This window comes from Litoribrevibacter euphylliae (assembly GCF_042646085.1).
In the GTDB taxonomy this organism is placed as follows: domain Bacteria; phylum Pseudomonadota; class Gammaproteobacteria; order Pseudomonadales; family Litoribrevibacteraceae; genus Litoribrevibacter; species Litoribrevibacter euphylliae.
This window is the reverse complement of the sequence record NZ_JBHRSZ010000004.1, coordinates 749578-763624: the sequence shown is the minus strand read 5'-3', so window position 1 is coordinate 763624 and position 14047 is coordinate 749578. Positions and strand designations below refer to the sequence as shown.

General features: G+C 44.0%; 10 protein-coding genes. 5 read left to right on the top strand and 5 right to left on the bottom strand.

The window, feature by feature from the left end; translation table 11 throughout:
- Window positions 1-34 precede the first annotated feature (34 nt).
- Both ACFOEK_RS10970 and ACFOEK_RS10965 read right to left on the bottom strand, forming a co-directional pair.
- On the bottom strand, window positions 35-2530 hold the full coding sequence (locus tag ACFOEK_RS10970) for an EAL domain-containing protein (protein ID WP_386720518.1): 2496 nt from the start codon (window positions 2528-2530) through the stop codon (window positions 35-37).
- A 287-nt stretch (window positions 2531-2817) separates the two neighbouring features.
- Window positions 2818-3270, bottom strand: a complete 453-nt coding sequence (locus ACFOEK_RS10965; RefSeq protein WP_386720515.1) for a Spy/CpxP family protein refolding chaperone — start codon at window positions 3268-3270, stop codon at window positions 2818-2820.
- A gap of 306 nt (window positions 3271-3576) precedes the next feature.
- On the opposite strand from ACFOEK_RS10965, the gene ACFOEK_RS10960 reads away from it, so the two are divergent.
- Together ACFOEK_RS10960 and ACFOEK_RS10955 are read left to right on the top strand one after the other, a co-directional pair.
- Window positions 3577-4308: a response regulator transcription factor gene (locus ACFOEK_RS10960; RefSeq protein WP_386720512.1), complete on the top strand. Its 732-nt coding sequence runs from the start codon at window positions 3577-3579 to the stop codon at window positions 4306-4308.
- Window positions 4309-4332: 24 nt separating this feature from the next.
- Entirely contained in the window at window positions 4333-5706 is a 1374-nt protein-coding gene (locus ACFOEK_RS10955) for a HAMP domain-containing sensor histidine kinase (RefSeq protein WP_386720509.1), read from the top strand.
- A gap of 65 nt (window positions 5707-5771) precedes the next feature.
- On the opposite strand, the gene pyrC is transcribed toward ACFOEK_RS10955, so the two are convergent.
- Window positions 5772-6806, bottom strand: a complete 1035-nt coding sequence (gene pyrC, locus ACFOEK_RS10950; RefSeq protein ID WP_386720506.1) for a dihydroorotase — start codon at window positions 6804-6806, stop codon at window positions 5772-5774.
- 202 nt (window positions 6807-7008) lie between these two features.
- Between pyrC and ACFOEK_RS10945 the strand changes: the two genes are divergently transcribed.
- From ACFOEK_RS10945 to ACFOEK_RS10935, 3 genes are all read left to right on the top strand, one after another.
- The gene (locus ACFOEK_RS10945) at window positions 7009-7875 is read left to right on the top strand and encodes an SDR family oxidoreductase (RefSeq protein WP_386720504.1); all 867 of its coding nucleotides are present in this window, start codon (window positions 7009-7011) and stop codon (window positions 7873-7875) included.
- A gap of 153 nt (window positions 7876-8028) precedes the next feature.
- A complete protein-coding gene (locus tag ACFOEK_RS10940; protein ID WP_386720501.1) occupies window positions 8029-8694 on the top strand; it encodes a UPF0149 family protein in 666 nt (221 codons plus the stop codon).
- A 20-nt stretch (window positions 8695-8714) separates the two neighbouring features.
- Window positions 8715-10067: an ABC1 kinase family protein gene (locus tag ACFOEK_RS10935; protein ID WP_386720499.1), complete on the top strand. Its 1353-nt coding sequence runs from the start codon at window positions 8715-8717 to the stop codon at window positions 10065-10067.
- A gap of 32 nt (window positions 10068-10099) precedes the next feature.
- On the opposite strand, the gene ACFOEK_RS10930 is transcribed toward ACFOEK_RS10935, so the two are convergent.
- Complete coding sequence (locus tag ACFOEK_RS10930; protein WP_386720496.1) at window positions 10100-11548, bottom strand: wax ester/triacylglycerol synthase family O-acyltransferase; 1449 nt, start codon at window positions 11546-11548, stop codon at window positions 10100-10102.
- 250 nt (window positions 11549-11798) lie between these two features.
- A complete protein-coding gene (locus ACFOEK_RS10925; protein ID WP_386720493.1) occupies window positions 11799-13937 on the bottom strand; it encodes a TonB-dependent copper receptor in 2139 nt (712 codons plus the stop codon).
- Window positions 13938-14047 lie beyond the last annotated feature (110 nt).

Sequence of the window (14047 nt, the reverse complement as noted above, 5' to 3'; positions counted from 1 at the left end):
TCAAGACAGCCAAAGATAGGTTTGATTTTTCAGCTTACGACGCTTCGGCTTGTAACTCCGAAAGCCATCGCTGCATATTTTCTCGGTTCAATGGCCGACTGAGATAATAGCCCTGCATTTTGTCACATCGCATGCTCTTGAGAAGATCCAAAACCTCTTGTGTTTCAACGCCTTCCGCCACCAAGTCATATCCCAAGTTATGCGCCATATCGATGGATGTCTGAACAATCACACGATCACTCTCGGACTCCAAAATATCTGTAATCAGCGAACGATCCAACTTAATTTCAGTGGCTGGCAAACGTTTTAAGTAAGACAGCGACGAATACCCCGCGCCAAAATCATCAATAGACAGATTAATCCCAATATCAGTCAGAGCTTTCAACGCCACAATACCTGATTCAGGGTCTTCCATTACCGCTGTCTCAGTTAATTCCAGAGTAACCTTGTTTGCAGGTACACCAAACTCATTCAAGCATTGCGCTAAAAACTCTGGCAAATCACTTTCGGAGAGATTTCTGGCCGAGATATTGACCGATATATCGCCTTCATATCCACCCTCACGAAACACGATAAAGTCCATCAATGCTCTACGAATTACCCAGCGGGTCAGTCTTGAGATAACACCGGTCTCTTCAGCCAAGGGAATAAACTCATCGGGCGGAATAAAGCCTAACTGTTCATGATTCCAGCGAATGAGAGCTTCCATACCAACCACAGCACCGGAATCCGAGGCCAACTTTGGTTGATAGAACAACTCAAGCGCATCTTTCTGAAGATCTTCCCTTAAGTTCGACATTAAAGTCAGACGACCTTCATGATAAATATCCTGCTCTTCCGAATAGAAACTGATACCTAACCGATTGGTCTTCTTAGTCTCAATACTTACAATCGCATTACGAATCAATTCTTCAGCATCATGGCCATGTTTTGGGTAGCGAGCTGCACCAAATTTAGGATTCAGATCCAAACTCAACCCTCCGAACTCGAAGGGCTTTTTGAGCATATCGATGAATTTCAAATGCTGTTTAGAATTCGGAAGAATCTCTGACAAATCCAGCATCACACCAAAGGTATCACCGGAGAAGTTGCATAAGTAATGTGCTTCTGTCGGAGTATTCTCCAAAGCAACTATGCCATTGAGTCGTGCAATCTCTTTACTGTAATGATCGGCTAGCGCCTGAAGTACCGACTCACCCGTTGCTAAGCCCAAAGTCCGACTGATATCCATATATCGCTCGATACGGATCAAAAATACCATGTAGTCGCCTTCCGGCTGAGACGTAATGCGCTCGTTAAACGCCATTTCGAACAGATTTCTGTTTGGTAGCTTGGTTACCGGATCATGCAACATGGCTTGTACAAGCGCTTCTTGAGAATCGCGCTTTTGCTTCGCCTGCTCGATACTGGCCAACTGAGCGGAAATTTTGGCCTCGCGCTCGTTATAGATGCGATAAGCCAGAGCAATCATCAGGATGACCGCTTCTGCACCCGAACCAATTTGCATGCCAAAATGAGTAATAAAGTTTTCCGGAAGCATCCCCATAAAGCGCATTAGAGTGATGATGCTGCCTAGCGTTAGCATTGACCAGGCAAACGTAAATAATGCACCAGCCCTGTTACCCGCAGCCCAAACAATCGGCCCTGCTATCAATAAGGTGATAAAGAAAGGTACGGAAACAATAGCAGACAACCGAATTGACGCATCGTATGAAAGAACAAATGAACAAAGGAAGTTGATCAGCTCCAGACCGATCATCACTCTCAAACACACATCCAGTTTAGGCGCATGCTGCCTTGATTGAAGAAAGTCGCGCGCAAACAGCAAAGAAAACAGCGACATAATCGGCAATACAGTCAGCAATAATTGATTACCAGCTTCTGGCCACTCTGGGAACAGCAATTGATTGGCAAAGCCTCTCATGCACGCGAAAAAGAGCATATAACCGGTATTTGCTAAGGCGTAATATAAATAAATCCGCTCACGCAGCATGGTAAAAATGGCAAAGTTCAACAGAACAACGATAAACATTCCGCCGAAGTAAAATAGATAAAAACTGGTTGCTTTAGAGGTATGTTCGTAAAACGGTTTTTCCTGCCATAGCTCTAGAGGAAAAACCATGGTGCCTTGGGACTGAACTCGTATATACACTCGATCAGCATCAGCTACTTCCTGAGATAGACGAAAGACGAAACTGGGGTGATAAATTTCCCGATTGGAAAAAGGTCGTAAATCACCAACTTCACTACTTTTGATAACATCAGACCCTCGAACCAGATAAAAATCCAATGAATCCAGTAATGGATAATTCACTACGACTAAGGTTTTAGAAGGATCGGACATGCCATTTTTAACATCCAATCTTAACCAAAAAGTAGAATGAGAAAAGCCGAAGCTTCCGCCACCACCATTCACAAGCGTCCAAGCCGAGTCATCAACACTCATCGCTTGCCAGAGATTAAACTCTGAGTTGACGTCTTCTAAATATTGAAAGCTAACATCGATAACTTGTGATTCTTGTAAATACACATTTAAAGGCACACTGGAATGCGTGTCTTGGGCAAGTACTGAGGCTGTAGATTGCCCTATCCATAGGAAAAAAAGGCAAAAACAAATTAGGTGCTTCAACGGCATAAACGATTCGTACTTATTTATTGTTATTTTAATTAGTACATACTTATATATGACAACCAAAGCTGAAGTATAGAGTTTTTTGGCAGCAATTCCTTTCAGGCACGACAAGAAACAACATTAAGACACAAACCGTTACATTCCAGAAAAAGGCTGTAGGAGCTGCCACCTACAGCCAGTAAATATTAGTGTTTCATATGGCGAGACATGCGGTTTTCCCTTAAAGATTTAAGCTTCTCCAGTTTCTCTTTTTGCTCTGGCGTTAACACTTGATTCATTGCGCTCATAACCTTCGCGCGATCCAATATGCGCTGTTTTACAGCACTTGCAGCTTTATCTGCTATGGCTTCAATTTCCGCTTGGCTGGCACCATTATCAATGGCTTTACGCAAGTCTCGCATTGAGTCTTTTCTATTGTGACGTTCAACCTTATCCTTCATCTGCTGTTCAATGACTGGACGAACTTGAGCAATCTGTTCATCTGTTAAATCCAACATTAAGCTCATACGCTCAAACTTCTGCATTGGGTCATGATGTCTGCCGTCAAAACCATCACCCATGCCACCTCTAAACGCCAATACAGGAAGACTCAAAGTAAGAACACCCGCTAATAAGATTGCTTTAGTTGCTTTTTTCATACATCACCTCGGTAAAAAATTCATTTGTAATCGGCTATGTTTGTATTCATGTGCATGGCCAATCAATGAACACAGTCTAATTTCCCTAAGTGTTAATGTGGGTCATAACTAGGTAAAGAGGATGTAAAGTATGTGCAAAGAATAAGACTTTAGAGGCTCCCTCACTTCGATAGAAATTCAAAGCCCCCTTCATGAGGGCTAAGCTGAACACCTACACCATAGTTAAGTTGAGTAAAGCAAATAACCCTCAATAGAGATTACAAGCTAAAATTAGCGAGATCTTTTCAGAAATTAACATAAGAACTTATGACTACTATCTTGCTCGTCGATGACGATGTCACACTGAATGAACTACTATCCAGTTACTTATCTGGCCAAGGTTATGACGTAGAAAGTGCCTACGATGGCCGACAAGCCCTTTCAAGACTAGAGCAACAGACACCTGACCTGATGATACTGGATATCATGATGCCGGAGCTTGATGGCCTGGAAACCCTCAAGGAAGTTAGAAAGCAATCGCAGCTTCCGGTACTGATGCTAACGGCTAAAACCGAGGACATCGACCGCATCATCGGACTCGAAATGGGCGCAGATGACTATCTTGCCAAGCCTTGTAATCCAAGAGAGCTGGTTGCTCGAATTAAAGCCATCCTGAGACGAACACAAGCGACAACCAACAACGTTGATGACACTGCAACTAAGCCAACTTCCATTGAAATGGCAGGCTTGAACATTAATCCATCAAGATACGAAGCCTACTATAAAGAGAACCCTATCCAGTTAACTGGCGCAGAGTTCAAACTCTTGTTTGTATTCATGTCGAACCCAGGTGAAGTGCTCAGCAAAGAACAGCTCACACTGGATGTATTAAATCGTCCTTTGGAGATGTACGACCGAGCCATTGACGTCCATGTCAGCAATCTAAGAAAAAAACTGTCCAGAGAAAGCTTGCCGCCAGACCTCATAGCAAACATCCGAGGTCAAGGTTATCTTTTCAAAGAAGAATTACTTTCAGATCACGCAGCACACTCTTATTAGACCAACAACTAATAGATCAACAACATGCGCACCCTATTCGGAAAAATATTCGTTTCTTTCTGGCTGATGATGATTCTAACCATCATGATCACAGTGATTATATTGCGGCTATCGAAACCAGAATCTAATGAATTGCCACCGCCCTTATCACGTGCTGTAGTCAAAGCAGAAATGTCTTATCAAAGGCACGGAGAACGTGGGCTCAAATCCTGGGCGATGAAAATAAATAAGCGTATCGAACCCCATAAAGTCTATGTGCTTTCAGAGAGTTCAGACCTACTTAACCGCCCTATTCCGCTACATATTCAAGAAGTTGCAGACCAAATCACTGAAGAACAAAAAACCGTAGCACAGCGCCAAGGGAGAAATGTATTCTTTGGCTACTACCTTACCGATTACCAAGGTTCAGGCTATAAGCTGATCTTTAATCATCCTCCAAGACCCGGTGACTTGTTTCGGCACATGGTACACAACATTTGGCTCGTCATCTTAATCATTGCCCTATTCACCGGAGTTTGCTGTTACTTATTGGCTCGTAATTTTTCTCGTCCAATAAAAGCCATGCAAAAGGCCACCAACGCTTTGGCCGATGGGGATTTAGACGTTCAGATTTCAGATCAATTCAAGAAGCGAAAAGACGAGATTGCGGAACTTGCTTGCGACTTCGACCGCATGACACAACAGCTTAAACATGCCTACAACCATCAAAGCCGACTCATTCAAGACATGTCTCATGAATTACGTGCTCCGATCAGTCGAATGCAAGTGGCATTGGCGCTTCTCGAGGGAGAAACAGATCTACAAAGCGAGCAAGGCCAAGCCATGTTCAAACGAATCCAAACAGAAATCACGCAATTCGAACAGATCATCAAACACACCCTCACACTCCCACTGTTTGAACAGAAGCAATCCAACCTTGAAGATCGAGAAGATATGCTTGAGACACTGAATGCCTTAATTCAGGATCTTCAATTCGAGAACCAAACCGATTTGGGCATCGAACTTAACATCACACCTAAAGATGGTAAGTTCATCATTAATACCAAAGACAACTGGTTAAATACCATCTTAAGAAACCTGATATCCAATGCGCTTCAATATCGTCAGCCAGACACCAAAATTGAAATAACGCTAATATCGGACAAGGAACATCACAAGTTATCTGTGACCAATCACAGCCAAGAAATGAGTGACGACCAGATCAAGGATATTTTCGAGCCATTCTACCGTGCCGACAAAGCCAGAACCCCCGGAAGTACCAACCTTGGGCTTGGGTTATCCATAGTCAAAGGCTTAGTCACTCGATTAGGCGGGCATATCTATGTAGAAAAACAAACGCTAGGAGAAAATGAGATAGGCTTTAAGATTAGCCTGGAACTTCCAAAGAAAACCTCATAAGGCGCACTTAGAAAAAGCGCAACTTATGAGGTTAGAGATTTTAAATCCAAAAACAGATTAAGAGATTAACCTTTCACCTTCCAGTTCACGGCCTGCCCCGCGAAGAACGGTACAATAGGATTGCCGTTAGGTAAGGTAATTTCTTCCGGAATGACCCACTCTTCTTTAACCAGAGTCACGGTGCCTTCATTGCGCACAACCCCATAGAAGTCCGGACCATAGTGGCTTGCAAAGCCTTCTAACTTCTCAATAACACCCAAATCTTCAAACACTTGAGCGTACAATTCTAATGCCGACCAAGCGCTGTAACAACCAGCACAGCCACATGCAGATTCTTTACGATGTTTCTCATGCGGTGCTGAATCAGTCCCCAAGAAGAACTTATTCGACCCTTTAGCCACCACTGCTCTTAAAGCTTCTTGGTGAATGTTACGTTTCAACACTGGTAAACAGAAGTTATGCGGACGAATGCCCCCCACCAACAAATCGTTGCGATTTAACAAAAGATGTTGAGGCGTGATGGTCGCAGCTACTTTATCTGAAGCCGCCTCAACAAACTGAGCCGCATCTTTGGTCGTAATGTGTTCGAACACGACTTTTAACTGTGGGAAACGCTTGGTGATTGGCGCCATGTGACGATCAATGAATTCTTTTTCACGATCAAAGATATCAATGTGATTGTCCGTTACTTCCCCATGAACCAATAGCAACATGCCTTCTTCTGCCATGGTTTCGAAGATTGGGTACAAACCTTCTAGCGCACTCACTGCTGCATCAGAGTTTGTTGTAGCACCTGCCGGATACAACTTAGCTGCAATCACGCCACGTTTTTTCGCTTCACGAATGTCATCGGCTGTGGTGCTGTTTGTAAGGTACAAGGTCATCAAGGGTTCAAAATCACTACCCGCCGGACGCGCGTCCAAAATACGCTGGCGATACTCGTCTGCCATATCGGCGGTCGTTACGGGTGGAACCAAATTCGGCATTACAATGGCGCGTTTAAAACAACGAGCTGTCGCCGGAACTGTTTCTTTCAACATGTCTCCATCACGGAAATGTAAGTGCCAATCGTCTGGAGTTTGGATAGTAATTTCGTTCATAACCGCCCTAATCAAACCGTTCTAATAAAAGGAATATCGTTACAACATAACATTATGCCCTACTTTGCTTTTAAGATCATTTTCTTCAGTAAAAGTGAACAAACCGGCCATTCAAAACCAAGCGACCGCTTGGTAACATAATTCAACTCTGAAGATGTAATAACCGATTTACATCGCCCTATCTCAATTAAAGGATGTAAGCATGAGTTTTGACAGCGTTCTAAGGCCAGGCATATTTAAAAACAAGCATTTCATTGTTACAGGAGGTGGCAGTGGAATCGGACGTTGCACGGCCCATGAAATTGCGGCGTTAGGCGGCTCTGTCAGTTTGATTGGCAGAAACACAGAAAAGCTCGGACGGGTTCAAAAAGAGATCGAAGCTGACGGCGGAAAAGCAGACTACTACCAGTGCGACATTCGGGAAGAAGAAACCGTGGCTCAAGTCGTGAAAGATGTGCTCGCTGCGCACTCAAAAATTGATGGACTCATCAATAACGCAGGCGGTCAATACCCTGGGCCAGCGGCGACGATAAAGCAAAAAGGCTTTGAAGCGGTAGTTAAGACTAACATGATGGGTGGTTTTCTGTTTGCACGAGAAGTCTTCAATCAAAGCATGTCGAAAACCGGCGGCGCAATCGTCAATATCACCGCGGATATGTGGGGTGGTATGCCAGGCATGATTCACTCGGGGGCAGCCCGTGCCGGAATGGACAACATTACTAAGACACTTGCCTTTGAATGGGGGCACAAAGGCGTTCGAGTCAACGCTATTGCACCGGGCTGGATTATCTCCAGCGGTATGGATACCTACGACGGGGCGTTCAAAGCCATTATTCCTAAGCTGAAAGATGCCGTTCCAATGAAGCGAATGGGCACAGAATCTGAAATCAGTGGCATGATCTGTTTCCTACTATCACCGGCTGCAGCCTTCATCAACGGAACCTCTATTCGAATCGATGGTGGCGCATCTTTAGGCAATCGCGTGTGGCCACTTCCGAAAGCTGAAAATTGCGAGCCCTTTGAAGGTTTCCATCGAGCTGAAACCCCGGACATATTTAAAGCAGATTAGAAGCTTCAGACAAAGTGAAACAGGAATTTTAAAGGACTACCCATAGCCATGGATCGGCTTTTCCACTACTCTGGGAATAGAGTTCTGATATTTAATGAAGAGGAGAATGCCCGTTGGATGTCAGAGAAAGTTATAAAATAAAGGATGCTTATCATGTCTGATCAACTCCCTTCCCTGACCGATACGGATCGTCAAAACCTCAAAGAATTTCTAAACCACAGCGACAGACCTCAAGGTACATTAAACTACACACAGTTTATTGGTCTTCTCTATGGTGTACTTTCAGCACCTGCATTTCTTTCAACCGAACAATGGTTACCAATGGTATTTAACGGCGAGTCAGCTAATGCAGAGAAGCAAACTGAAATGCAAGCCATCATTCTGAATATGGTTCAACATTACAAAGAAGCCTTTGATGATATCATGGCTGGTACTTGCAAACCGATTGTTAACCTTTCATGGTCAGAAGACGCAGTAGAGCGTATGGAATTAGAACATTTCTGCCAAGGCTTCATTACTGCATTTACCTCTATCGAGGGGCTATGGAAAGAAACCATTGAAAAGTTTAATAATCTAGATGTAAGTATGCGTGGTGATCTCAACCTAGAAGATCAGGTCTATTCAATTTTAGGTTTGATTTCAACACTCGCAGCGCCAGATCTGAACATTGAACGCGCTGAAAACCCACAATTACTTAAAGACAGCCTTCCCGTATTTGCACAACAATTGCCTGAAGCTATTTTTGCCCTGGCTCAAATGGGTGGAAAGCTGGAAGAACTGTTCCTGGCACTTGAGAATCCTGAACAAGCCGACGTTTAATTTACTTTGTATGGATAACTATGAGCGAACACGATCAAGACAGTCGACATAAAGGCAAATGGATCAGCCACCGTAAGCGAGCCACTCGTCTTGCTGGTATGACGGCATCAATTGTTGGTAAATATGCCAGCAATCGTATTCGTTCCAGTTTTCAAAAATCCCACCGTTCTGATGACGCAAAGAGTGAGCTTTACAGAGAAATCGGTAAACAGGTAGTCACAACACTCGGTGAGCTTAAAGGTGCTGCGATGAAAGTTGGGCAGATGCTATCCCAAATGCAGCATCTCTTCCCTAAAGAATTCACAGAAGAGCTAGCCGCGCTGCAAAACCAAGCACCGTCAATGGACTATTCCGTCATCGAGCGTCAAATCATTTTGGAACTGGGTGACTACCCTGAAAACCTCTTCGCTGAGTTTTACAAAAAGCCGATAGCTTCAGCTTCAATTGGCCAAGTCCATAAAGCACTAACTCATGACGGCAAAGAAGTGGTCATGAAAATTCAATACCCTGGTGTTGAAAAGGCATGTAAATCTGATCTCAAACATTTGCGTCGATTATTAAAGTTTGGTGGTTTACTGAAAGTTGATCCTTCCGCACTGGAAGCGGTTTTTGAAGAACTTTCCGAAACTCTAATACGCGAACTGGATTATATTGAAGAAGCTGAACAACTGAGACGCTTCAGAACCTTCCACCAATCAGATTCAAACATCATAATTCCTGAGGTCATCGACCAGTATTCGACAAAATGTATACTGACCACAACCCTCGAACAGGGTCTTACGATCAAGGAAGTACCTAAACAGATTCCACAAGACATCATTAATAAAATTGGCCACACCCTCTTCCACTTTATTGGCCGGCAAGTGTTTGAGTTTGACGGTTTCCACAGCGATCCCCATCCTGGAAACTTCGCATTTAAACCTGATGGCACTTTGATTGTGTATGACTTTGGAAGCGTTAGCCCAATTTCAGCCAAGCACAAACAAGCCTTTTTGGACTGCCTCAGCAGTGCTATTAATCGAGACTTCAAAGTTCTAGATAAAGCATTATTGGATCTTAATGTTCGTGCCGCCAGTAACAAACGTATACCCGATGACTTTTATCAGTTATGGACGGATATCTTCATGGCGCCATTTGAACAAGAAGAGCCCTTCGACTTTGCACAGTCAAACGTGCACAAAAAGGTACTGAAAGAATGGAAAAGCGTACTGCCTTATTGGAATGACTTCCAACCCTCCGCAGATACGGTCTTTATTAATCGCGTGATTGGCGGCATCTACTTGATGCTGGTAGAAATGGGTTGTCAGTGCCTGCTTCGGCCAGCATTAGACCAATTTATAGAAGCAGAACTCCATCGAAATGAAGCCTGCTGACAGTAATTAACTAGAGCTAAGGATCCTCTGAATTATTGAGTTTCGGCTCGTCTGTGTTGACGTTTAGCTTCTAACAAAGACGTTCCCATATCCGGTGACTGAAGCACTGCTTCTAGCTCTTCAAAGGCTTCATAGATGTAACCACCTAACACGTTTAAATCCGGCAAATAATCTTTAGAAGCAATTAAACCGAAATGCAGCTGCCCATCGTAAGAGAACATAGTGACATTCAAACGGTGGCCAGGTCCTAGCGTACTTACCGGGTACCACTCTTCAAGCGCAGCACCTTCCATATACAAAGTTTGTTTCGGGCCAGGCACATTTGACACGATGGTATGAGACAACGCCGGAATGAACTGTGCCGCTTTGGCAGACTCCATCAACTGAGAGAAGCCATTGGTTAATAGCGAATAAGCCTGAATACTTGCTGCCGGAGAGGTATCAATCTGATGACGAATACTCTGCAAAGAAACACCGATTTCTCTCAAACGAATCACTGGATCATCCGTACGATCTGCCAACTTAGTAGCAACCAAGCCAATTTGATTGCCACCCACTTTGGCATCTTCACGTCTCAGTGACACCGGCATAGTGATCGTCAAAGGTTCATCTAATGGGCGGCCGATATGATCCAAATATCGATGAATCGCACCATCCAAACAGGTTAAAGCCACATGATTAAGCGTGTTACGGGAAATCTTTTGAAGATTACTCACCCGATCCATCGGCAAGGAAGCCGTTGAGAAAGAACGCTTGTAAGTAATGGAACCCGTCAGTGCCGACTTAGATGAGGTGAAGGGCAAAGAAATAGCGTTCTTGGTTAACCCTGCCGCTTCAAGGCAAAGCTGCGTTGAAATACGCGAAATGCCTACAGCCGTTTTAACATTACTGGTCGCCATATTTTTAAGACGATCAATCATAGAAGGTTTTTTGCGCGACGATTTCTTGTTGTATGGATTATCCGGCATGGCCCAGAAAGGTGGTAGATCCAAAGTTTCAGCATCCTTTGCATGAAACTCCATCATAATTTTACCGGCAGAAATGCCGTCTACCATGCAATGATGGCCTCTAAAATAGACAGCAAAGCGATTATCACTCAACCCATCAATAACATAACACCGCCATAATGGCAGAGAACGATCTGTTAAAGATTCATGAAGCTCAGACACCTTGGCATAAAGCTTTTCACGGCTTGAGCCTTCAGGCATTTTCAAATATTCAACATGATCCACAGGGTCGAAATCGGGGTCTTCAGTGTAGAAAGGCGTTAAAGGATTGGTGATATTGAGTTTAAGATTGTATGGCGGGTAAGCTTCTTTGACAGTAAGCCATTTCTTGTAAAGTGCATGAACAAAATTGTCATCGGCACCTTCAGGCTTTCTATAAATTAATAAACTCCCAATATGCTTTGGGCTATCTTCTGTTTCCGTGATCAGAAATCCGTTATCGACAATGCTGAGATAGCGTCTATTACTGCTCATCCGACATCCTTATTTTTAACGTCCAAGTTTTATTAACCCCATTAAAGCAGAACTCCATGGCACAAAGAAACCGTAAATTGTTTAAGGCCACCATTAGAGATCAAATAGCGTTATCAGTTCCTCAAAAAATAAAAAACCGAGTAACAAAATTCTCTGAGAAACTTAAGAGCAAGTTAAAGAAAATTTCATCATTCGGTTTTGGTGGGGCCCTAACAAAAAGGGCCTCCGATACTGTAATTAATGAGAGAATTTAGAAAACAAACTCACCTTTGATCCAGAATTGACGACCAGGCTCGTTAACACGTACCGCATCCGAGCTGAATGGGTCAGATTTTGCCGCGTTTACATGATAGGCATAGGCCTTATCGAACACGTTTTCGACGCCTGCTTTTACTGTTAGATCGTCTAGCACGTTGTAGTGTGCTTGCCAATGCAGAACGCCAAAGCCGGAAGTCTCACCAGCATCATAGCCACTGGTTTCACTGATATGTGTTTGCTCATCCGCAACAACCCACTCAAAGCCTGTGCCCCATTTTGCGGTGTTATAGTCAGCATACAAATGCGCTTCTAGCGGTGCGATTTGAGACAAATCCGTACTGTCATCGGTGTTCATACCACGGGTATAAGCCAGTGTCGCACGAGAAGACAGCTCTTCCGTAAATTTGTATTGACCTTCAAGCTCTAGACCAGCCAACATTGCATCCACATTACGGTACTTAAGAATCGAAATCATTCCTGTACCCGCCTGATAGCGCTCAATGTAGTCTTCCACCTGATCGTAGAAAGCAGTCGCCGACCATGAATATTGTCGAGTTGATTGGCTTAAACTTACGTCTAATTGATGATGAATTTCGAAATCAATTTCAGGGTTACCTACCCAGTCATTCTGATTGCCCATCATTTCTTTATCAGAAGCGATGTAAAGTTCAGTCGCCTCAGGAGCACGAGCGGTACGACTCAAATTTACATTCAACGCCATCGTATCGCTTAGTGCGCGATCCCAACCAACAACCAAACTTACTTCAGTTTCAGAACGCTTATCAGCCTCATACCCGTAATAGGTTTCGTACAGTTCATTCGGTGTACGAGCAGGCATCATGTTGTAGGTATCGTCCGCTGCTTTCGCATCCGCCGTCCAGTGATCAACACGAACGCCCGCACGTAAGGTATCTTCAGACGATAAGAAGTAATCTACTTCACCAAACACACCTGTATTTCTTAGCTGAGCATCAGGCCACAGAATGGAGGTCGACATGGCAAAACCGTTACCATAATTAGTGTCGTTATCCATATAACGGGTCGCCTCCTGATTACTGGCGCGGTAATCGGCACCATAACGCAAATCCGCAGAGTCTAGATGAGTATTCGCTAATAGACGACCACCCCAGCTATCCGTACTGGAAGGTGCAGCCATACCCATAGGCATAGGAGGCATACCCATCACAGGTCGGCGATCGCGAACGGTGTAATTATCCATTAAATGGTTTACATCACTGCGATACACACTCAACTCAAAATCGTCGACAAATCCTAAAGAGACATCGTGAACCCACTTCGCACGAATATGATCTGCATCCGCGTACGGGGAATCCATACCATTACCCGCGTAATACACATCATCCTGACGACTTTGCTCATAGCCAAGCTGAATGTAATCAGACTCAGTAACATCAGCGCCCAGCATGAGGCCTTGAATTGAAGACTTGTACGCGGAAGAAACGGTATCGCCATTCCCATCTTCATAGTGACCGGATTCTGTTTTCTCTGCATAAGCACGAACAAACCCTTGTTGACTGCCTCGAATTGAGCCGCCAGCTGCAACATCAATCGAACCACTGGTTGCTTCCGAATTATCGGTATGACCTAGAGTGATCTTTCCTTGATATGGTTTATCTTCAAATATCGGACGCTGACGTTCAAACACCACCGTACCACCCGAACCACCGCTGCCATAAATTACTGAACGGTTGCCTTTGATAACAGTAACACTGTCGAACGATTCCATGCCGATGTAGCTCGTTGCTGGGTCCATTCTGCTTGGACATGCCGAGACAATGTAACCACCATCGGACAAGATATTAATCTGACCTTGCTGTTGCCCACGAATAATAGGCTCAAAGCCATGGCCTGCACGACGCAGCGCCGTCACACCATTCACAGAACGTAACAACTCACCCGAGTCTTTAATCGGATGTGTAATTGCAGAAGATTCAGGTGTTAGTTGAGTATCTATAGAAGTCTCTTCAGCCACACCAATAATCTGTATGGTTTTGGTATGCTGGCTGCGATTAACCTCTTCCTGAGCAGCTTCATTAGCTAGTGATTCACTAGAAAGCAACACGCTGGAAAGTAACAGAGGCACTGCCGCTAAATACGGTTTATTGATCATAATAACGCTTCCCCATCAACATAAGATAAATTTGTAAGTGCTTAATTTGTTTAATTCTTTTCTTTAGTAATTCAAGGAGACCTTTTTTCAGGCAAAAGGAATCCCGTACC